Annotated in this window: 17 protein-coding genes and 1 pseudogene; 9 read left to right on the forward strand and 9 right to left on the reverse strand. The window is 32.9% G+C overall.

All coding sequences use genetic code 11. The features are described 5' to 3' along the window. Nucleotides 1-76 precede the first annotated feature (76 nt). The 9 genes and pseudogenes from L3X37_RS11620 to L3X37_RS11660 all read right to left on the reverse strand — a co-directional run. A pseudogene (locus L3X37_RS11620) lies at nucleotides 77-375 on the reverse strand (aminotransferase class V-fold PLP-dependent enzyme); the annotation flags it as partial. A gap of 47 nt (nucleotides 376-422) precedes the next feature. Next, the gene (gene trxB, locus L3X37_RS11625) at nucleotides 423-1,373 is read right to left on the reverse strand and encodes a thioredoxin-disulfide reductase (protein ID WP_237240343.1); all 951 of its coding nucleotides are present in this window, start codon (nucleotides 1,371-1,373) and stop codon (nucleotides 423-425) included. A gap of 143 nt (nucleotides 1,374-1,516) precedes the next feature. Further along, nucleotides 1,517-2,254, reverse strand: coding sequence for a 3-keto-disaccharide hydrolase (locus L3X37_RS11630; protein ID WP_237240344.1), 738 nt, complete (start codon nucleotides 2,252-2,254; stop codon nucleotides 1,517-1,519). 85 nt (nucleotides 2,255-2,339) lie between these two features. Then, on the reverse strand, nucleotides 2,340-3,134 hold the full coding sequence (locus L3X37_RS11635; protein ID WP_237240345.1) for a 3-keto-disaccharide hydrolase: 795 nt from the start codon (nucleotides 3,132-3,134) through the stop codon (nucleotides 2,340-2,342). Between the two features lie 2 nt (nucleotides 3,135-3,136). Further along, entirely contained in the window at nucleotides 3,137-4,189 is a 1,053-nt protein-coding gene (locus tag L3X37_RS11640) for a sugar phosphate isomerase/epimerase family protein (protein ID WP_237240346.1), read from the reverse strand. Nucleotides 4,190-4,292: 103 nt separating this feature from the next. Beyond that, the gene (locus L3X37_RS11645) at nucleotides 4,293-5,426 is read right to left on the reverse strand and encodes a Gfo/Idh/MocA family protein (protein WP_237240347.1); all 1,134 of its coding nucleotides are present in this window, start codon (nucleotides 5,424-5,426) and stop codon (nucleotides 4,293-4,295) included. A gap of 28 nt (nucleotides 5,427-5,454) precedes the next feature. Beyond that, nucleotides 5,455-6,618 carry an MFS transporter gene (locus L3X37_RS11650; RefSeq protein WP_237240348.1) on the reverse strand — a complete coding sequence of 388 codons (1,164 nt, stop codon included), beginning with the start codon at nucleotides 6,616-6,618 and terminating at the stop codon, nucleotides 5,455-5,457. A gap of 31 nt (nucleotides 6,619-6,649) precedes the next feature. Next, nucleotides 6,650-7,612: a sugar phosphate isomerase/epimerase family protein gene (locus tag L3X37_RS11655; RefSeq protein ID WP_237240349.1), complete on the reverse strand. Its 963-nt coding sequence runs from the start codon at nucleotides 7,610-7,612 to the stop codon at nucleotides 6,650-6,652. A 122-nt stretch (nucleotides 7,613-7,734) separates the two neighbouring features. Next, on the reverse strand, nucleotides 7,735-8,763 hold the full coding sequence (locus L3X37_RS11660; RefSeq protein WP_237240350.1) for a helix-turn-helix transcriptional regulator: 1,029 nt from the start codon (nucleotides 8,761-8,763) through the stop codon (nucleotides 7,735-7,737). A gap of 156 nt (nucleotides 8,764-8,919) precedes the next feature. On the opposite strand from L3X37_RS11660, the gene L3X37_RS11665 reads away from it, so the two are divergent. From L3X37_RS11665 to L3X37_RS11705, 9 genes are all read left to right on the forward strand, one after another. Beyond that, nucleotides 8,920-10,638: a GMC oxidoreductase gene (locus L3X37_RS11665; protein WP_237240351.1), complete on the forward strand. Its 1,719-nt coding sequence runs from the start codon at nucleotides 8,920-8,922 to the stop codon at nucleotides 10,636-10,638. Between the two features lie 12 nt (nucleotides 10,639-10,650). Continuing rightward, complete coding sequence (locus L3X37_RS11670) at nucleotides 10,651-11,232, forward strand: gluconate 2-dehydrogenase subunit 3 family protein (RefSeq protein ID WP_237240352.1); 582 nt, start codon at nucleotides 10,651-10,653, stop codon at nucleotides 11,230-11,232. 11 nt (nucleotides 11,233-11,243) lie between these two features. After that, nucleotides 11,244-12,047, forward strand: a complete 804-nt coding sequence (locus L3X37_RS11675; RefSeq protein ID WP_237240353.1) for a 3-keto-disaccharide hydrolase — start codon at nucleotides 11,244-11,246, stop codon at nucleotides 12,045-12,047. A 13-nt stretch (nucleotides 12,048-12,060) separates the two neighbouring features. Then, a complete protein-coding gene (locus L3X37_RS11680; RefSeq protein ID WP_237240354.1) occupies nucleotides 12,061-13,035 on the forward strand; it encodes a formylglycine-generating enzyme family protein in 975 nt (324 codons plus the stop codon). Between the two features lie 15 nt (nucleotides 13,036-13,050). Next, a complete protein-coding gene (locus tag L3X37_RS11685) occupies nucleotides 13,051-14,379 on the forward strand; it encodes a Gfo/Idh/MocA family protein (RefSeq protein WP_237240355.1) in 1,329 nt (442 codons plus the stop codon). 30 nt (nucleotides 14,380-14,409) lie between these two features. Continuing rightward, on the forward strand, nucleotides 14,410-15,336 hold the full coding sequence (locus tag L3X37_RS11690) for a hydroxypyruvate isomerase family protein (RefSeq protein WP_237240356.1): 927 nt from the start codon (nucleotides 14,410-14,412) through the stop codon (nucleotides 15,334-15,336). A gap of 19 nt (nucleotides 15,337-15,355) precedes the next feature. Beyond that, nucleotides 15,356-15,733 carry a transmembrane 220 family protein gene (locus L3X37_RS11695; RefSeq protein ID WP_237240357.1) on the forward strand — a complete coding sequence of 126 codons (378 nt, stop codon included), beginning with the start codon at nucleotides 15,356-15,358 and terminating at the stop codon, nucleotides 15,731-15,733. Nucleotides 15,734-15,825: 92 nt separating this feature from the next. Next, entirely contained in the window at nucleotides 15,826-18,642 is a 2,817-nt protein-coding gene (locus L3X37_RS11700) for a TonB-dependent receptor (protein ID WP_237240358.1), read from the forward strand. Between the two features lie 25 nt (nucleotides 18,643-18,667). After that, a complete protein-coding gene (locus tag L3X37_RS11705) occupies nucleotides 18,668-21,664 on the forward strand; it encodes a ThuA domain-containing protein (RefSeq protein WP_237240359.1) in 2,997 nt (998 codons plus the stop codon). The last annotated feature ends 342 nt before the right edge of the window (nucleotides 21,665-22,006 follow it).

Consider the following 22,006-nt stretch of genomic DNA (forward strand, 5'->3'; position numbering starts at 1 on the left):
TCACTATTTGTTAAGTTCTAAATATAGAACAAATCCATTAAAAATAGTAAATAAAAAAAATATGTATAGTTTACGTATGGTTTTTAACAATGTTTTTAGCTTTATGGTAAGCCAAGGTCATTGCAGAACCAGTAATTGATGTTTCGGTATGGGTGTTAGCTACATATGGCCCAATATCATTTAATAATTTTTCTTCAATGGGTTTATACAATCTTCCACTTGCAGTCCAATCGGCATAAATAATTTTTTTATTCCATAGGGTGATTCAAACTCTTGGTTTTTACCAATAATTTCTTCTCTAAAAGGTTTAAAATAAGCTTCAAGGTTTGAAGCTCTTTTTTTATTGCTTAAACTATTTTTAAGTGTATTAGCCATATCACAATTAATTATAAAAATAGTGGCAATACTATTTTCTTGCAAAACTAACCTTCCTTTGCTGCCAAATAACGTTCTGCATCTAATGCCGCCATACAACCTGTTCCTGCTGCTGTTACAGCTTGACGGTAAACATGATCGGCAGCGTCTCCAGACACAAAAACCCCATCTACATTAGTTTTTGATGTTCCAGGAGTATTAATAATATAACCTGTTTCATCTAATTTTAAATAATCCTTAAAAATATCTGTATTTGGTTTGTGACCAATAGCTACAAAAAAGCCAGTTGCAGGAATTTCGTGTTTTTCATTGGTTTTATTATTAAATACACGCACACCAGTAACGACTTGTCCGTCTCCTAAAACCTCATCAGTTTCAGTATTAAATAAGATCTCTATATTTTCGGTCTTTTTAACTCTAGCTTCCATGATTTTTGAAGCCCTAAACTCATCACGTCTTACTAGCATGGTTACTTTTGTACATAGTTTAGATAAGTAATGTGCTTCTTCACAGGCAGAATCTCCAGCACCAACTATTACAACATCTTGATTTCGATAGAAAAACCCATCGCAAACTGCACAGGCACTAACTCCTCCTCCAAGTTTTAAATATTTTTGTTCAGATTCTAATCCTAAATATTTTGCTGAAGCTCCTGTTGAAATGATAACTGTATCGCAATGAATTTCTTTTTCGTCATTAACCCAAACCTTATGTATGTCTCCAGAAAAATCTACTTTGGTTATCCAACCATTTCGCACATTGGTATCAAAACGTTCTGCTTGTTTTTGTAACTCTATCATCATTTCTGGTCCGGTAACACCATCAGGGTAACCTGGAAAGTTTTCAACCTCATTGGTCGTTGTTAGTTGTCCACCTGGTTGTGTCCCTTGATATAAAACGGGTTTCATATTAGCTCTTGCTGCATAAATTGCTGCTGTGTATCCTGCTGGTCCAGAGCCTATAATTAAGCATTTTACTCTTTCTATTACTTCTGACATATTTTCAAAATTTATAGTAACAAAAGTAGTTTTTTTGACTTAATGCTTACAGAGAAGTTATCAACAGTTTTTATAAAAAGATAAGATTAACTTATAAGAAGAAATTGTATTGTACTTTAGATTATTAATAGCTCTAAATCTGTTTATATTTTTTTTATTTTAATATTCCTATACCATACTTTATCGCGGTGGTCTTGCAAACCAATATGACCTGTTTTATATTTTCCAAAACCTTCCCATCTTTTAAACTTTGAATTAGCAACCATTTTATCCCATTCTTCTCCATGTAAGGGAAATTCTACCACAACTTTACCGTTTAACGAGGCACTTCCTTTATTTGAATTATGGTCTATTTTTATTACACAAAGATTCCATTCTCCTGCAGGCTTACATACATCATAAGCTGGTTGTACTAAATCATATAGCGCACCTGCTTGGTGGTATTTGGGGTTTGCTTTAGCATCTGGATGACGCTGGTTATCTAACACTTGAATTTCTAAACCTGTTTCGTAAGGTTTAGGATATTTTTCATCTTCAAAAATACTCCAAAAAATACCACTATTACCACCTTCTGAAATCTTCCATTCAAGCGATAAAACAAAATTAGTGTACTTATCTTTGGTTATAATATTTTTATCGCCTTCTTTTCTTGGAGTAAAAGCCAATGTACCATTTTCAATAGACCATTCTGAATAAATACTATCGGACAAATAACCTCGCCAATTATCTAAAGAAGTGCCGTCAAAAAGTGTTACCCACTCATCATTAAAAGGTTCTTTGGTTTTTTTGACAACATCTTTTTTTATGGTTGAATTATTTTTTTCTTGCTTACAAGATATTAGAACAAACAACACAACTAATAAGTAAAATACATGTTTCATAAATTTAAAAATTATAGATTGTTTTAAATTGATAACTTTTCTATTTAGTTCATAGAAATACTTTTCAAAGATAACATCATCTATACTAATCTAATTCCCTTACCCAAATATTCCGATAACTTACGCGACTGTTATCCCCATGATCTTGAAGCATAATAGATGCTTTACCATGTGGCTTATTCTTAGGCCAACCAATAAATTCAGTGGTTCCTTTTATTTTAAAATAGTCTTGAATCAAAATACCATTATGAAGCACTGTAATAGTAGCCGATTTAGTTTTTTCTCCTTTATTATTAAACTTTGGAGCGTGATAAATAATATCATAGCTATTCCATTCCCCTGTTGGAACTAATGCCTTTACTAATGGTATAGATTGTTTATAAATTGAACCTACTTGTCCATTTACATAGGTCTCATTATTGTTATTATCCAATACTTGAACTTCGTATCGTTCTTGTAAAAAAACACCACTATTACCTCTACCTTGCCCTTTACCTTGAGTTTCTTTAGGAGATTTCCATTCTAAATGGAGTTGTACACTTCCAAACTTTTGTTTAGTTTGAATATTACCAGATTTATCTTTTACAGTCATTGACCCATCGTCATTTAACAACCATTCTGCAGGTCTACCATTATTTGAATGTACCCAATTGCTTAAACTTTTACCATCTAACAATACAAGAGCATCACTAGGTACACCATTTTGCCCATAAGGGTTTACTGTTAACGGTACAGGTTTATAAATTTCTGTTTCTTCAGGTTTTGTAGGCTCAACTAAGGTTTCTACTTCTTGCTTTAAATCTTTTTTCGATACTTTTTCTTGATTTTGATTACAACAAAAAAACAATAACCCAATTAATAGAACACAAATAACCCTCATAGCTATATACCTAAAATACTCTTTAAATTATCTTCATCAATATCGCCTCCAGCAAAATCATCAAAACTACGTTCGGCAGTTTCAATTATATGCTTTTGTATAAATGGTGCTCCTTCTCGTGCACCTTGTTCAGAAGATTTTATACAACACTCCCATTCCATTACAGCCCATAAATCTAATCCGTATTTAGTGAGTTTTGAGAATATGCTACTAAAATCAACTTGTCCATCTCCTAAACTCCTAAAGCGTCCCGCACGATCTTTCCAATCAGCGTATCCACCGTAAACACCTTGTTTGCCTGTAGCATTAAACTCGGCATCTTTTACATGAAAAGCACGAATACGCTCATGGTAAATATCTATAAAAGTCAAATAATCTAATTGTTGCAATACAAAATGACTTGGGTCGTACAATAAATTTGCACGAGAATGATTTCCTGTAGCTTCTAAAAAACGCTCGTAGGAAATCCCGTCATGTAAATCTTCTCCTGGATGAATTTCATAACAGACATCTACACCCTGTTGGTCAAAATGATTTAAAATAGGAAGCCATCTATTTGCTAATTCCTTAAACCCCATATCTACCAATCCGTTAGGGCGTTGAGGCCAAGGATACACTGTATGCCACATTAATGCCCCTGAAAATGTAGCATGAGATTTCAATCCTAATCTACTACTAGCAGTTCCAGATTTTTTTACAAAATCAATAGCCCATTCTGTTCTTGCTTTTGGATTATTTCTAACCTGCTCTGGTGCAAACCCATCAAACATTGTATCATAAGCTGGATTTACAGCTACTAATTGACCTTGTAGGTGTGTAGATAACTCTGTGATTTCTAAACCATATGAGTTTACTTTTCCTTTTAATTCATCGCAATAGGTTTGACTTTTAGCAGCTTTTTCTATATCTATTAAACTAGACTCCCAAGTCGGTATTTGAATACCTTTGTAACCTAAATTAGCAGCCCATTTACACATGCCATCCAAAGAATTAAATGGTGCTTCATCACTTGCAAATTGCGCCAAAAACACTGCTGGCCCTTTTATTGTTTTCATGTGTTTATATTTATTGTTATTCAACGGTCACATGTAACATCCTAAATAATCATTTGGTTGTGTGATTAAATATTAATCATGGATGTTTCATATAATATCTGCTCTATAAATCTAACCAAACGTTCCCTAACTTGTGCGACTCAACACACTTTTCTATAAATTTCATGCCTCTTACCCCATCATTCATTGTTGGGTACTCACCACTATCATAAGATTCATTTCTTATAGCTTTAGCTACGCCATAGTATATGTTTCCCATAGAATCAAAAATACCTTCTGGATGTCCAGGAGGTAATTTAGTGCCATCTAATGAAACTTCACCATTATATGCATGCCCAGGTTTTAATACTTCCATAGGCTTATCGTCTGTTAAATAGTACAAATAATTAGGGTTTTCTTGCTTCCAATTAAAGCCGCCTTTTGTACCGTATATTTTTACTTCTAAACCATTTTCCTCGCCAGTAGCTATTTGGCTTGAACGAATAACACCTTTAACATATTCTGAAAAGCGTATTAATATGGTGCCATCAACATCTAGTTGATTGTCTTTGTATCTTGTATTTAAATCTGCTAAAACAAATTTAACTTCAAGTCCCGTTAAATATTCAGCCATATTAAAAGCGTGAGTACCAATATCTCCAACACAACTACTTATACCAGCTTTTTTAGGGTCTAATCGCCAAATAGTTTTTCGCAATTCTTTATCTAAAAGTATTGGATTTATCCAACCTTGATAATACTGAATATCTACTTTATGAACTTCACCTATAACTCCTAATTGAATCATTTGTCGCATTTGACGAACCATTGGATAACCTGTATAAGTATAAGTTACTGCAAAAATGGTATTTGACTTTTTAAGTGCGCTTTCCAAAATCGTAGCTTCTTCAAGCGTTGTAGTTAACGGCTTTTCGCAAATTACGTGGAAACCATTTTCTATAAGTTTCTTTGCCATTGGGAAATGCAAAAAATTTGGTGTAAGTACTGAAACAACTTCTATTCTTTCAGACTCTGGAAGCTTTAATTCTTCTTCAATAAACGTTTCAAAATCTATATAAATGCGATTTTCAGATAACCCAAGTTTTTGTGCAAAATTTATATTTTCTTCCCAAACTGGATTAAATACACCTCCAACAATTTCATATTTATCAAACATTGAAGATGCTACCCTATGCAAAACACCTATAAGCGAATCACCTCCTCCTCCGAGGATTCCTAATTTAATTTTTTCTGACATAATTTTTATTAATATAACAAGACAACAACTATGCTATTTTTCGTTTTTTCATGTAGATATTCAACCCAAAAAATGCTACAATTAGAATTGCTGGTAAAATAGACATGGTTCTTAATGCTTCTGTAGCATTAGCATCATCCATAAGTTTACCCATAATTGGTAATACTATTGAAACAGAAAACATTCCAGCACCTCCCATAACTGAAAGCCCTAAAGCACCTGTTTCTGGTAAATACTCAGCTACAAAACCTAACATTGTAGGCCAGAAAAAAGTAACACCTACCGCAAAAATTGCAGCAGCAACAAATGTCATGCCTCCAGTTGTAACGGTTAATAGCCAAAGTCCTATAAAAGTAAAAATTGCAGAATACAATAACATTCCTGAAGGACTCAATTTATGAACTACTTGACCAGCGAATAACCTACCCAATGCCATAATACCGTTTATAAAAGCCAAAACTAATAATGGTGCAGCAACCGATGTTTTTAATAAAGATTCTATACGTTGTGTAGTACCAAGCTCTGAAGCCGCTGTTAAGAACATACAGATCACCATAAATAAAAATAGTGGATTTAATACGCTTCTAAACATTTTCTTGTTACTAATCCCCATTTGTACACGCTCTGTAACTGGGAATTTTTGACCAAAAAACATGATTCCATAAATTGCTAACGGAATAAATAGGGTTGCTACCATGACTTGCCAACTTAATCCCATTACATCCATAATAAGCCATCCTAAAATTGAACCAATTACAATACCTCCAGGAAACCAAACATGAAACCTGTTAAGCATTTTAGTTTTGCTATCTGGATACATGGATGCTACCAAAGGGTTTAATGCAGCCTCAACCATACCATTACCAATACCTACAAATAATGTAGCTATAAAAAGGGAGGTCATAGAATCTGCCATAAGAGTCAAAACAATTCCAATAATATGTGTAAAGAAAGCAATCCAAGTAATTTTCTTAATTCCAAGTAAATCAACAAGTGGCCCACCAATAATCATTGCAATTGTAAATCCAAAAAAAGCAGGAGCAAAAGCATAACCTAATTGTTCTAATGTTAAACCAATACCTTCAGGACCAAATACAGTTTCTAGTCTTGCTCTAATTGCAAAAGTCATAGCCGTAGTTATTAAAGCAAGACAGCTTGCTAAAAAAAGCTTATTTTTGTTAATATTCTCCATTTTATTTTTAGTTTTTAATAGTTAGTCTTTTTTATTTTATTTCTCCCGAAGCTTTTTCAAGTAATTTTTTAGTTGCGATAATACCTTCCTTTTCTTCTAACCTACTTCCTTCGTATTCTATTCCTATATAACCTGAATACCCTGCATCTTTTACAGTTTGCAATATTCTTACATAATCAATAACAGTTTCATTTCCATGTTCATCAAAGTCATACGATTTGGCACTAACAGCTTTAGCATAAGGCATTAGCTCTTTAACTCCTTTATACTTATCGTATTCATCTTCACAACCATCTTTTTTACGTTTAATACAGAAATTACCAAAATCTGGTAGCGTACCACAATTAGGCATATTTACTTTAGCCATAACCGAAGATAGCCACTGCCCATTTGATGTAAAACCACCATGGTTTTCTACCAAAATATTAATCCCTTTTGTTTGGGCATATTCTGATAGTTTTGTTAAACCCACCACTGCTTGATTTAAAACTTCATTATATGTGCCTTCTCCGTGCGCATTAACTCTAATGGAATGGCATCCTAAAGCTTTTGCTGCGTCTACCCATTTTTTATGTTTTTCTAATGCAGATTTTAATTCATTTTCATCACTAGTTGCCAAATTACCTTCACCATCAATCATTATTAGTAAATTTTTTACACCATGCTTTTCACTTTCAGATTTAAGTTTTTCTACAACTTCATCAATGCCCACTTCGTTAACTTCTTTTTTGTAAAGACCACTAACATATTCGATAGCTTCAAAACCTAAACCTTTAGCTTCTTTAGCAAAATCGAAAGGATTCATTTCTCCACTCCTAATCTTTTTATTTAAAGACCATTGCGCTAATGAGATTTTAAAAAACATAGGCTTTTCGACATTTTTGTTTATAGCAGTATCTGTTTCTTTTTTAGATTTTTTACAAGCCAAAAAAACAAGTACAGACATCACTATAATTACTCTTGTAATGTTATATATTATTTTTTTTATATACATAATTAATTTTTGTTTAACATTAAAAATTTAATTAACAACGTGAATATAAATTTTAGCACTTAAAAACATGTGTGTTTTTATTCAGTGAAAGAATTTAAACAACTTTAATCGCTTTAAAATAGTTAGGCTAGTTGATGATTTTTCATTGTCTTTTCCAATCTATATTCATTTGGCGAACATTTTTCGTGCTTTTTAAATACTGTTGCAAAATATTGACTAGTTGCAAAACCACAGATATAAGCCACTTCTGCGATGGTTAAATTCTTGTCCTCTAGAAGTATTTTTTTTGACATCTCTAAACGCTTCATAGTTAAATAACGCATAGGTGTTAAATTAGTTAGCCTTTTAAAATGATGTGTAAATCTAGTTAAACCTACACCTGCAGACTGAGACATTAACTCAATAGTCCAGTTTTCAGTTAAATTATTTTCTAATTCTTTAAGGAAAAATTTTACACTTCTTGAACTATCAGTGAGCGACTCGTTTAAAACAACATCATCAGTATTTAATAAATCAAGTATTAAAATTAAAAGGTAATTAACAAGAAGTCTAATTCTTGAAGCATTACTACCATCAATATCGGTATCAACAGCTTTACTTATCTGAAGAAAACAATCTCTTATTTTTTTGTCTGTTTTTAAAATAGATTTTTCATTCTGTCTTAAAATTGTAGTAAGCCTTGATAAATCATCAGGTGTTAAAGTAATCCACTCTGGCCAAACCCAATCTTGATGAGGTCTGCGAACACCTAAATCTATAATAACCCAATAAAATTTACCCATTCCAATATTTGGATCCCCAACTTTATGAGCCTCCCAAGGTCTTGTAATAGTTAGATAATTAGGTTGCAAAATCATTTCCTTATTTTCTTGCGAATATGGCATAGTTCCAGATTCTAAAAAATGAAATTCAATCCCTTCATTTCTATGCCAATCTAAACCCCAATCTTGTGGCTCGTTTGCATCCCAATACCCAATACTGTTTAAACCTAACGTATTTTTATCTAAACGATTACCAGGATAGGTGTGTCTTGCCAATGCTTTAAACTTTAGTTTTTTTCTATTAACCGCATCTACTAATGGTAAGCAAGTATCAGCATGATAAACAATTCCGTCTGCTTCATAAGGTTTTATTTTTTGTATATTTATCATCACTGAAATAATTTGAACATTATTATCCCGCAAATTAATTAATTTTCCATTTATTTTAGAATTTAATTTTCATTTTCTCCGTTTTTAACAAAAAAATTATTACACATTTACCCTAAAGTTAGTTTTATAGTTAAATAATACTTCAAAGCGTTTTATATGGAAAAAGCAGAAATAACAAAAAACCTTGAATCTTATGACGCCATTGTTATAGGAACAGGAATTACAGGTGGTTGGGCAGCCAAAGAACTTTGTGAAAAAGGATTAAAAACCTTAGTTCTAGAACGCGGTAAAATGGTTAAGCATGTTGAAGATTATCATACCGCACATTTAGATCCTTGGGACTTGCCAAATGGTGGGCAACCAACAAGAAAAACCTTGGAGCGAAAGCCAAAACAAAACCGCTCAGGTAATTATATTATGCACGAAGCGCGTCAACACTACTTTGTTGATGATTTAAAACACCCGTACAATGAAGTAAGGCGGTTTGATTGGATTAGGGGATACCATGTTGGTGGGCGCTCTCTTATGTGGGGCAGACAAAGTTACAGGTTAAGTGATATTGATTTTGAAGCTAATAAAAAAGAAGATATCGCTATAGATTGGCCTGTAAGATATAAAGATATTGCACCCTGGTACAGTTATGTTGAAAAACACATTGGAGTAAGTGGTGAAAAATTAGGACTTAAACAATTACCTGATAGTGAGTTTTTAAAACCAATGGAGCTTAATTGTGTCGAAAAACATTTAAAACAAAAAATTGCAGAAAATTTTGACGACAGACTTCTTACAATTGGAAGAACAGCACATATAACTGAAGGCACAAAACCAGGTGCTGGAAGAAGCACGTGCCAATTTAGAAGTAGATGTATGAGGGGATGTCCTTTTGGAGCTTATTTTAGTAGTAACTCATCAACACTACCTGCTGCCGAAGCAACTGGAAATATGACTTTAAGACCCAATTCTATCGTTCACGAAATAATATATGATGACACATTAAAAAAAGCTACTGGTGTTAAAGTGATAGATGCTGAAACCAAAGAAACTGTTACATATAATGCAAAAATTATTTTTTTATGTGCCTCTGCAATAGCTTCAGCTTCAATTTTATTACAATCAAAATCAAAACGTTTCCCTAATGGATTAGGCAATGATAGTGGCGAATTAGGACATAACATTATGGACCATCACTTTCATGTAGGAGCCACAGCAAAAGTTGATGGCTTTGATGATAAATATTATAAAGGCAGAAGGCCAAACGGAATTTACATACCACGTTTTAAAAACATTGGAGGCAAAACTAATACCAAAAAATTCAAAAGAGGTTATGGTTATCAAGGAGGTGCTACAAGAGGAAACTTAAGTGAATTAGTTGCCGAATTAAAATATGGGCCAGAATTAAAAGAAGAAATCTTAAAACCAGGACCTTGGACGATTGGATTATCAGGCTTTGGAGAAACTCTACCAAATCATAACAACAAAATGTTTCTTGATTATAGCAAAAAAGATGAATGGGGTTTACCAACAGTAACCTTTGATGCCGATTTTGGCGAAAATGAACTGGCTATGAGAGAAGACATGAAAAATCAAGCCATAAATATGCTAAAAGCTGCTGGTTACAAAAATGTAACAGGATATGATAACTCAAAAAAACGAGCTATGGGATTAGGTATACATGAAATGGGTACTGCCAGAATGGGACACGATCCTAAAACCTCAGTACTTAATAAATATAATCAAATACACGCTTGTAAAAATGTATATGTGACTGACGGGTCTTTTATGACGTCGTCTGGATGCCAAAATCCATCACTTACTTATATGGCATTTACCGCAAGAGCCGCTAATCATGCTACCGAAAATTTTAAAAAAATCTAACACATAGTAAAAATGAATAGAAGAAATGCTTTAAAAAAACTAGGACTAGGGTCTGGAATTGTTTTTGCAACTCCAGCACTTGTTAGCTTTTTACAAAGTTGTAATGATGAAACTAACACATGGCAACCTATATTTTTAACATTGGAAGAAAGCATCATTTTAAAGGCAATTACAGATGTCATTATCCCAAAAACTAATACACCTTCAGCTTCTGAAGTTAATGTGCCTCAGTTTATTGATAAATATTTAAATGAAGTTACAGAGTTAGAAGATCAAAAAAACATAAAAAAAGCATTTCAAAAATTAATCAATATTATTAAATCTGATTTTAATAAAAATATCAATAAAGTTTCAGAAGATCAATACAAACTTCTTTTAGATAAACATATGGTATTAAAGGAACCTCAAAGAGAAAAGAACCAACCTATGTCAATATCCAATTTACTAAATACTATTAAATGGATGACTATTAATGCTTACACAATAAGTGAGCATATTGGAGAAAATGTTTTAGCTTACGATCCTGTTCCAGGATACCAAAAAGGTTGTATTACAGTAAACGAAGCGACAGGAGGAAAAGCATGGTCTTTATAATAAATAAAAAAATGGTTACAAATTATAATATTATAATTATTACTTTTTGTACAATTCTTTTATTTAACTGTAAAAATCAAGAAAAGAAAAAAGATGAAACCCAAAAAAAGGAAAATTGGGTAAAATTATTTAATGGTAAAGATTTAAATGATTGGACAATCAAAATAAAAGGACAACCATTAGGGGTAAATTACAAGAACACTTTTGTTATAGAAAATGAGATACTAAAAGTTAATTATGATGAATATAATGACTCCTTTAATGAATCCTATGGCCATATTTATTATAACAAAGAGTTTTCTAATTATAAATTCAGAATGCAGTATCGTTTTATTGGAGAACAATTAAAAGATGGTGCAGGATGGGCAACCAGAAATAGCGGTATAATGGTTCATTGTGAAGACCCTAAAAATATTGGCTTAAACCAAAAATTCCCTGTTTCAATTGAAGTACAACTATTAGGAGGCCTTGGAAGTGGCAATCGACCAACAGGCAATTTATGCACTCCAGGAACCAACGTAGTGATGAATGATGAATTATTTACCCCACATTGTGTTAGTTCTAAATCTAAAACCTATAATGGAGATCAATGGGTAAATGTAGAAGTTGAAGTTAGAAACGATTCTATTATAAAGCATTTTATTAATGGAGAAAATGTGCTTACTTACACAAAACTTCAAATTGGTGGTTCAGTTGATTATAACGAAGCTTACTGGAAAAAAATAGAAGGAACACCTCTAAAAAAAGGTTATATTTCTTTACAAAGTGAAAGCCACCCAGTTGAATTTAAAAATATAGAAATACTAGAATTATAACTATCTACAAAAAATGAAATTAAACTATTTTATAAAATTAGGTTTAGCTTTTTTATTACTATTAAAAAGTCAACTACTAGTTGCACAAGGTTTTAATAACTATACCCAAGATTTAAAGGGAGAAATTATTACTATTGAAATGGTAGCAGTAAAAGGTGGTACATTTTTAATGGGTGTAAATGCTGATGACTCTACTAGGAATGATGATGAAAAACCAAGCCATGAAGTAAACGTTGGTGATTTTTGGATGGGCAAATATGAAATCAATTGGGAGCAATATGACACCTTCGTTTTTGGAGAATTTGGTCCAGAAAAATTCAAAGACATTAAAGCACTAAATGAATTAGGGATTGACGCTGTCTCAGGAGCAACTCCGCCATATGTCGATATGAGTTTTAATATGGGAAAAGGAACTGCTCCCGCTGTAAATATGACCCAATATGCAGCCATTATGTATTGCAAATGGTTAACCTCAAAAACTGGTGTATTTTATAGATTACCCACTGAAGCAGAGTGGGAATACGTGTGTAAAAAAGGCAAAACAGATAAGACTAGCAATTTAAAAAATGTGGCTTGGTATGATGAAAACACAAATAACAAATATGAAAAAACTGGGCTAAAAGAAGCAAACAGTTTAGGAATACATGATTTATTAGGCAATGTATCTGAATGGGTTATGGACCAATATGATACCAATTTTTATAAATCATCGCCTAAAGTAAACCCTTGGAATAAACCAACAGAATTATACCCTAGAGTTGTACGAGGAGGCTCGTGGAAAGATACAAAAGACAAATTATGTTGCACAGCTAGAGGTCAATCTAAACAAAAATGGAAAAGAAGAGATCCTCAAATTCCAAAAAGTGATTGGTGGCATACTAATGCACCTTTTGTTGGTTTTCGTGTGGTTAGACCCAAAGCTCAACCATCAAAAGAAGAAATAAAAACATATTGGCTTAACGCTATAGAAGATTACGGCCTAAACTAAAAAAAACATAAGACCATGGAACAAAAAAACAACAAATTAAGTAGACGCCACTTTGTAAAAGGATCGTCGTTAGCAGCAGGAGGTATTATTCTAGCACCTTCATTATTAGGTGCAACTCCCTTAGCACATACCGCTAAAAAATTAAAAATAGCTGTAGTTGGCTGTGGAGGACGTGGATCAGGAGCTGTTGTACAAGCCCTTAAAGCAGATAACAACACTGTATTAGTAGCCATGGCTGATGCTTTTGAAGATAGATTAGAAGATGCTTACAAAAGATTCAATAAAATATTTGGAGAGGATAGAATTAAGGTAAAAGCCTCTCATAAATTTGTTGGATTTGGGTCTTATAAAAAAGCAATTGACGCTGCAGATGTTGTTATTTTAACAACACCTCCAGGTTTTAGACCTCAACATTTTGAATATGCAGTTTCTCAAGGAAAACATGTGTTTATGGAGAAACCTGTAGCTACAGATGTAGTAGGCATCAAAAAAGTATTAGAGGCGGCAAAAGTAGCTCAAGCAAAAAAATTAAATGTAGTGGTTGGTTTACAACGACACTACCAACCAAGTTATGAAGCTACCTATAGCCGAATTAAAAATGGAGAAATAGGAAATATAGTTTCTGGACAAGTATATTGGAATTCAGCAGGTGTTTGGGTAAGACCTAGAGAAGCGTCTCAAACAGAAATTGAATATCAAATGAGAAACTGGTATTATTTTAATTGGCTGTGTGGTGATCATATTTTAGAACAGCACATCCATAATATTGATGTTGCCAACTGGTTTATTGGAGATTACCCAATTAAAGCACAAGGTATGGGAGGACGTGAAGTTCGAAAAGGAAAAGACCACGGGCAAATTTTTGATCATCATTTTGTTGAATTCACCTATGCCAATGGAGCAGTGATTAGTAGTCAATGTAGACATCAAAAAGGCTGTATGAATCGTGTTTCTGAAACATTTCAAGGCACATTAGGAACTTCTTATACTGATGGCGGAAGTAATGCTGAATTAAAATCTTATGATGGTAAGGAAATCTATAGACACAATAGTGAAAATGATTTGAATCCTTATCAAATTGAGCATAATCGATTGTTTAAATCAATAAGAAATGGAGAAGTTATTAATGATACAGAGTATGGCGCAAAAAGTACGATGACAGCCATATTAGGTAGAATGGCGACGTATTCTGGAAAAATGATAACTTGGGATGAAGCTATGGCAACTGACTTAAAACTGGTCCCAGATGAAGACACTTTAACTTGGGACTCTCTAGCACCAGTTAATAAGGATGCAAACGGGAATTATCCGATTCCTGTACCTGGGTTTACTAATTTTTCATAATTAAGGCTGCTAATTATAAAGACTATAGATATGAAAAGAAGATCATTCATTAAAAAAGGAGCTGCTACAGCTTCATTTATATCTTTTGGTTTACATGGAATGAATACGCTTAACAACAAAAAAAACAACTTTATGAGTAAACATAATTTTAATTTAAAATACGCACCACATTTTGGCATGTTTAAAAATCTTTCAGGAAATGACTTGATAGACCAATTAAACTTTATGGCAGACGAAGGATTTACTGCTTTTGAAGATAATGGCATGATGAAAAGAGACATTTCTATGCAGAACAAAATTGGTGAAACACTTGCTAAACGCAATATGACTATGGGTGTTTTTGTTGTTGATAAAGGCGGAAACATGGCAAATACACTGGCTGCCGGTAAAAAAGAGCATGTTGATATTTTTTTAGATGGGTGCAAAAGAGCTGTTGAAGTTGCAAAACGTGTAAACGCAAAATGGATGACTGTTGTTCCTGGTGGTTACCAAAGAAATTTACCAATAGGAATTCAAGATGCGAATGTAATTGAAGCATTACGAAGAGGAGTCGAAATATTTGAACCTCATGGGTTAACAATGGTTCTAGAGCCATTGTCTGATTCACCAGATTTGTACTTACAAAGATCAGATCAAACCTATATGATTTGCAAAGGGGTAAATAGTCCAGCGTGTAAAATCCTCTATGACATATATCATCTTCAAAAAACAGAAGGGCATATTATTAGAAACATAGACCTTACATGGGATGAAATAGCCTATTTCCAGATAGGTGATAATCCTGGAAGAAAAGAACCAACAACAGGAGAAATAAATTATAAAAATGTGTTTAAACATATTTATGATAAAGGATTTACAGGTGTTTTAGGTATGGAACATGGTAATTCTAGAAAAGGAAAAAATGGAGAAAGAGCAGTAATTAATGCCTATAAAACCAGTGATGATTTTTTAAAATAGTTTAAATTCTAAAAAAATAATGAATACTAATCAAGCAAGCAAGTCAAAAAAAAACATTAATTACATTTTATTTATAATTTTTGCTGCTTTTGCTTATCTACAACTTAATGATCCTGATGGAGTTTTATGGTTTGTTATTTACTTGAGCGTAGCTTTAATATGCCTACTAAATAATTTTACAAATATTCCTAGATTAATAATCCTTATAGTTAGTATTTCACTATTAATATATTCAGCATTTCATTTTTCTTTATTTATTGAATATTTACAAACTGATAATAAAGAAGAACTTTTTGGAGAAATGGTTTACGAAAAACCATATTTAGAAGGCACCAGAGAGTTTATTGGCCTTTTAATGGCCGCTTTTGCTGTTATATTTCAATTAAAAAAACAGTAAATAATAACCATTTTTAAAATACTTACCGTTCTATTTTCTCAAATGAGAAGCAAAGCTTAAATTTAAAAACTCAATCAACATCTAATCAAAATATGAACAAAATTTTATTGCTTTTTGTTTTTACAATAGCAAGCACTTTTTTCAACCCTATTTTTTCTCAAAATAATATTACCGGAGAAGTAAAAAATACTAATGGCAATGCTTTAGAAGGCGTTAGCATTATTTTAAATCCTAATAACTATTCAACTACAACAAATGCCAGTGGCATTTTTAATTTACAAAATATACCAGATGGAAATTACATAATATCAATTTCACATTTAGGCTACAAAACTATTAAGAAGTCTATTGAAATAGCTAAAAAAAACATAACCCTTTCTTTTGTTTTAGAAGATGATTTATTAAGCTTACAAACCATTGTAGTTACTGGTACTTTTGACTCTAGAACATCCTTAGAATCTAGCACATCTATTAGTACTTTGAATGATAAAGCCATACAACAAGTTTATCCACAAGGAACCGCAAATTTACTTCAAAACATCCCTGGCACATTTACTGATGCATCTGCAGGTGAAGTATTCACAAAAGTTTACACACGAGGTATTTCTGCTTCTGCAGAAGACGATACAGGTTGGTATTATGTATCGCTACAAGAAGATGGATTACCGGTTAGTCTTGTACAACATTCTTACTATAGTCCAGATATCTTCCATCGCTTAGACTTAACCACTAAAAAAGTAGAAGCTATTAGAGGTGGAAGTTCATCAATAACAGCACTTAATGCGCCTGGTGGTATTTATAATTTTATTTCGCAAGGTATTCGAAATGACTTTGGTGGCGATATTCAACTAACGAACGGTTTTCAAGGAGAAGGCAACGCCTTATATAAAATTGATGCAAACATTGGTGGCACATTAGGCCATAATTGGTTTTTTAATGCTGGTGGACATTACAGACATGACGATGGTGCAAGAAACACAGATTTTCCTTTTAGCAAAGGTGGGCAATTTAAATTCAATGTTGTTAAAAAGAATTCTAATGGCTATCTTAAGTTTTATGGCAAGCTACTAAACGACAAAACCAATAGGTATACTGGCGTTGCGGCAACAAACTGGAATAATCCAACACCGGCATTTGGGCAAGATTTTAAATCAACCTCTTTATTAATGCCAAGTTTTAATGCTAATATTCCTGACGGACGAAACCTTGCCCAAGGTGCAACAAATAGCTTTAACCCATCGCAAGGTGTGCATGCCAAAGATTTAGCTTTTGGCTTTGATATTTCGCAAAATTTAGGAAATAATTGGCTGCTAAAAAATAATATAAAATTCTCTGCTAAAGATGCCAATTGGCAAACTTCAATAAGTAATGCTTTTGTGTCTTTAAACAACCCACTATCCTATTTTATTAGTGGTGCTAGTTTTCCTATTGGACAAGTTGTTTTTAGAGATGTACAATCGGGTTCTGAATTAGCCAGAGTTAATAACAGTGGTATTTTGGGAGGCGACCCTATTCAATATTTAACACAAGGCAATTTACCAAATGATGCCATCATGGGAACATCGGCTTGGTATAAAGACAATAAAGCTGATGAGTGGATGAATGAATTTACACTTCAAAAAAAATTAGAAAACCATAACATTACAACAGGTTTTGCTTTGGGGTTTTCTGATACTTCTCTATTCACTCAAGGAAGCTTTGGTTTTGTAACATACGAACCCAACCCTAGAATGCTTCGTGTAACTCTTGAAAACCCAGGAGATCCTATAATTCAGTTATCAGACTCTAATGGAATTAGTAATTATGGTGGTTTATTTTTTGTAAATTCAAGAGCCAAAGTAAGCCAAATAGCTACTTTTATTAATGATAGATGGAAGATTTCCAATAATGTTCATTTAGATTTAGGTTTACGTTACGAAACTATTAAACATAAAGGCAGCAAAGATCGTTTTGCGCCGTTTACACAAAATGGTGGTTTAGACGGAAATGATAATACTGCATACGATAATGGAATTTTAGCCCCAACTGGTGAACGCGATAATTTTAATTATAACTATAATTACCTATCTTTTTCGGGAGGAATTAACTTTAAAATTGATGAGGAAGCCGCTTTGTTTGCAAGATTTTCAAAAGGAAATAAAGCTCCAGAATTAAACTACTATTTCAACAATTTTTCAAACGTGCCTATTAACCAAAAAGGTGAAATACAAAAAATAAATCAAGCTGAATTAGGCTTAAAATATAATCTGACTGATTTTTCATTTACAAGCACCTTCTTTTGGAGTCAACTTAAAGATATTGGCATCGCTAATTTTGAATTTGATTCTGGTAATAATAGTATCTTTTATACACCTATTCAGTTCAACACATCTAGAACGATTGGTTTAGAGTGGGAAAGCGTATATGCTCCAATTCAAAATTTTACCTTTCGTTTTAATGGCATCATCCAAAACCCAAAAGCTACAGACTGGAAGGTTTATGATGCTGCAGGTTCGGTTGATACTAGCGATGATAGCATTACAGATTTTTCAGGGAACACTTTATCATTTAACCCTAAATTAATGTTCAATCTTAGTAATGAATATCAAAAAGATAAACTTTCTGCATTTATAAAATGGCAATTTATGGGTAAGCGTTATGGCAATGTTTCTAATGGGTTTAAGCTTCCTGCTTATAGTATTTTTAATGCGGGTGCTGGATATCAAATTAGTAAAAATTTATCAACAGATATACTAGTTACCAACCTATTTAACTCGGAAGGATTAGCCAATTTTTTTGGTGCTAATAGTTTTGGCGCTAATGCAAATGGTGCAACATCAGAGTTTATAGCAGCAAACCCAGATACTAGTTTTGTAGTTTTTCCTGTTTTACGCAGAAGAGCATTAATAAAATTAAATTATAGTTTTTAATACAACCAATAAAAAATTAATTAAAATGAAACCTAGTTTTACAAAGTTTATTTCGGCGTTCATGATATGTATTATGGTAGCATCATGTAGTAAAAAAGAAGAGAAAATACTGGTATTTAGTAAAACTAATGGTTTCAGGCATGGCTCAATTGAAGCTGGAATAAATGCAATAAAAAAACTGGGTAAAGAAAATAATTTTAAAGTGGTTACTACTGAAGATTCATTGTATTTTGTTGAAGATTCCTTAAAACATTTCTCTACCGTTGTTTTTTTAAACACTACTGGTGATATTTTAAACCATGAGCAACAAGCAGATTTTGAGCGTTATATTCAATCAGGAGGTGGTTTTGTGGGTGTGCACGCTGCTACTGATACTGAGTATGAGTGGCCATGGTACAACAAACTTGTAGGGGCATATTTTGAAGGACATCCGCGCATACAAGAAGCGACTTTAAATGTGCTTAACAAAACACACGAATCGACAAAACATCTTGATAATACTTGGATAAAGTCTGATGAATGGTATAATTTTAAAAGTATAAATACTGAAGTTAACGTGCTAATTACCATAGACGAAACAAGTTATGAAGGTGGGACAAATGGCGATAATCATCCCATTTCATGGTATCATAATTTTGATGGTGGCCGTGCGTTTTATACCGAAATGGGTCATACAAAAGAAACTTTTGAAAATTCAACTTTTGTAAAACATTTGTTAGGTGGTATTAAATATGCTATTGGTGACAATAATTTAAATTATAGTAAAGCAACATCTGATCGTGTGCCTACGGAAAATCGATTTGTAAAGCAAGTTTTAGATTTTAATTTAAACGAACCTATGGAATTGGATGAGCTACCAGACCAAGGTATATTATTTATTGAACGTAGAGGTGCCTTAAAATTATTTGATTTTAAAATAGAACAGACCGAAACTATAGCGCAACTTGATATATTTTACGGTAACGAAGATGGGTTATTGGGTTTAGCTGTAGACCCTAACTACAAAACCAATCATTGGATTTATTTGTTTTATTCTCCACCTGGTGATGAACCGCTGCAATATGTGTCGCGTTTTAATTTAATTGATAAAAAACTAGATTTAGAATCTGAAAAAATACTACTTAAAATTCCAACTATAAGAGAGTGTTGCCACAGTGGAGGAGCCTTAGAGTTTGGACCTAAAGGAAACTTATTTATTACTCTAGGCGATAACACAAACCCTTTTGAATCTTCTGGTTTTGCACCAATTGACGAACGCGAAGGACGAGCACTTTGGGATGCCCAAAAATCGGCTGCTAACACGAATGATTTACGCGGAAAAATATTAAGAATAAAGCCTGAAGACGATGGTACATATTCTATTCCTAAAGGCAATTTATTCCCAGAAGGCACTCCAAACACAAGACCAGAAATTTATGTAATGGGCTGTAGAAATCCGTTTAGATCATCAATTGATAGTAAAACGGGGTATCTCTATTGGGGCGATGTTGGCCCAGATTCAGGTAAAGATAACCCAAATAGAGGTCCCAAAGGAATGGGTGAATTCGACCAAGCTAGAAAAGCTGGCTTTTGGGGTTGGCCTTATACTAGAGGTAACAACCAAGTTTATAACGACTATAATTTTACAACGCAACAATCAGGTTCCAAATTCGACCCTGAACATTTAATTAATAATTCTCCAAACAATACAGGATTAAAGGAATTACCTGTTGCACAAAAATCTCTAATTTGGTACTCTTATGATAAATCGGAAGAATTTCCTTGGTTAGGCGTTGGTGGTGTAAACCCCATGGCTGGACCTATTTTTCATGCTTCAAATTTCCCTAAAGCAAATGACAAAGCTTTTCCAGAGTATTTTGAAGACAAACTTATTGTTTATGAGTGGATGAGAGATTGGATTTATGTTGTTACACTAGATGAAAATTATAATTATAAAAAAGCAGACCCTTTTATGCCATCAACAGAATTTTCACATCCTATGGATATGATTTTTGGTTCTGATGGCAACCTTTATGTTTTAGAATATGGACAAAAATGGAATTCTCAAAACTTAGACGCACGCTTAAATAAAATATCATATACAAGAGGAAACAGATCACCTATTGCTAAAATTACAGCAGATAAAATAGTTGGAGCAACTCCGTTAACTATTCAATTTTCTGCCTCAGAATCTATTGATTATGATAATGACAAACTAACTTACGCATGGTCTTTTACAAATGATGAAGTACAATCAACAGAAATAAACCCATCATTCACTTTTAAAGAATCAGGAACGTATACAGTTAGAGTAAAAGCAACCGATACAAAGGGTAAAACCAGTACTGCAGAAACTAAAATTTTGGTAGGTAATGATCCTCCAGAAATAAGCATTCAAATTGAGCCAAATAATAAAACGTATTGGGATAATAAAAAAATAAATTATAATATCATTGTTAATGATAAACAAGATGGAAGTACTGAAAATAATGTTATCGATGCCAGTAAAGTAAAAGTTACTTTAGATTATATCCCTGAAGGTAGCGACTTAATAAAAGCTACCATTGGACATCAGCAAAATACGGTGCCAGAAGGCAAAAAACTTATTGATAGAAGTGATTGTAAAGCATGTCATGCCGAAAAAGAAAAGGTAAATGGGCCGACTTACATTGAAATTGCTAATAAATACACATTAAAAGATGCGAGTTATTTAATCGGTAAAATTATTAAAGGTGGAAGCGGTGTTTGGGGAGAAACTATGATGTCTGCGCACCCACAATTAAAACCAAATGAAGTTGATAAAATGGTTAAATATATTTTATCGTTAAAACCAAACAAGACTGCAACAAAATTGTTACCATTAAAAGGTACTATTACATTTAACAAGCACATTGGTAGTAAAAATAAAGGCATATATGTTTTAATGGCATCTTATATGGATAATGGTAATGATGGACAACCAGAATCTAGTTTATCGGCTAGAGAACAAGTTATTTTTAAAGCGCCAAAAATTCAAGCTGAAGATGCTATTGAAAAAAAGTAGTAGTCTAAGAAGTTGGAGAGCCGCAGGCGAAATCTTGTAAGTTCTGTTGTTCTTAATTCTTATTTAAGGTTTGGCAATACATAAAAAACGTTACAAAAAGAAAACATTGGATTCAATCAGCCAACTGAGGCAATGACTATCAAAGATGGTATGCATCATGGAGCTTGACCCAATAAAATCTATAGTGGCAAACAAAAATACAAAATATTATTTATAGCAATTTATACCATTTTAAATAGTAAAAGTCGTTATATTTTAGTATCTTTCACTATGGCAAAACCGAAAGAATTTACAATACAAGAATCTGTTTCTACGCTTGAAACACTTCGCAAACAACAAACT

It is taken from the genome of Wocania arenilitoris (assembly GCF_021728535.1).
Lineage (GTDB): Bacteria > Bacteroidota > Bacteroidia > Flavobacteriales > Flavobacteriaceae > Wocania_A > Wocania_A arenilitoris.

Coding starts and splice junctions, on each gene's coding strand:
- trxB (WP_237240343.1), bottom strand. CDS start 1,373: ATGTCAGAAGTAATAGAAAGAGTAAAATGCTTAATTATAGGCTCTGGA.
- L3X37_RS11630 (WP_237240344.1), bottom strand. CDS start 2,254: ATGAAACATGTATTTTACTTATTAGTTGTGTTGTTTGTTCTAATATCT.
- L3X37_RS11635 (WP_237240345.1), bottom strand. CDS start 3,134: ATGAGGGTTATTTGTGTTCTATTAATTGGGTTATTGTTTTTTTGTTGT.
- L3X37_RS11640 (WP_237240346.1), bottom strand. CDS start 4,189: ATGAAAACAATAAAAGGGCCAGCAGTGTTTTTGGCGCAATTTGCAAGT.
- L3X37_RS11645 (WP_237240347.1), bottom strand. CDS start 5,426: ATGTCAGAAAAAATTAAATTAGGAATCCTCGGAGGAGGAGGTGATTCG.
- L3X37_RS11650 (WP_237240348.1), bottom strand. CDS start 6,618: ATGGAGAATATTAACAAAAATAAGCTTTTTTTAGCAAGCTGTCTTGCT.
- L3X37_RS11655 (WP_237240349.1), bottom strand. CDS start 7,612: ATGTATATAAAAAAAATAATATATAACATTACAAGAGTAATTATAGTG.
- L3X37_RS11660 (WP_237240350.1), bottom strand. CDS start 8,763: ATGATAAATATACAAAAAATAAAACCTTATGAAGCAGACGGAATTGTT.
- L3X37_RS11665 (WP_237240351.1), top strand. CDS start 8,920: ATGGAAAAAGCAGAAATAACAAAAAACCTTGAATCTTATGACGCCATT.
- L3X37_RS11670 (WP_237240352.1), top strand. CDS start 10,651: ATGAATAGAAGAAATGCTTTAAAAAAACTAGGACTAGGGTCTGGAATT.
- L3X37_RS11675 (WP_237240353.1), top strand. CDS start 11,244: ATGGTTACAAATTATAATATTATAATTATTACTTTTTGTACAATTCTT.
- L3X37_RS11680 (WP_237240354.1), top strand. CDS start 12,061: ATGAAATTAAACTATTTTATAAAATTAGGTTTAGCTTTTTTATTACTA.
- L3X37_RS11685 (WP_237240355.1), top strand. CDS start 13,051: ATGGAACAAAAAAACAACAAATTAAGTAGACGCCACTTTGTAAAAGGA.
- L3X37_RS11690 (WP_237240356.1), top strand. CDS start 14,410: ATGAAAAGAAGATCATTCATTAAAAAAGGAGCTGCTACAGCTTCATTT.
- L3X37_RS11695 (WP_237240357.1), top strand. CDS start 15,356: ATGAATACTAATCAAGCAAGCAAGTCAAAAAAAAACATTAATTACATT.
- L3X37_RS11700 (WP_237240358.1), top strand. CDS start 15,826: ATGAACAAAATTTTATTGCTTTTTGTTTTTACAATAGCAAGCACTTTT.
- L3X37_RS11705 (WP_237240359.1), top strand. CDS start 18,668: ATGAAACCTAGTTTTACAAAGTTTATTTCGGCGTTCATGATATGTATT.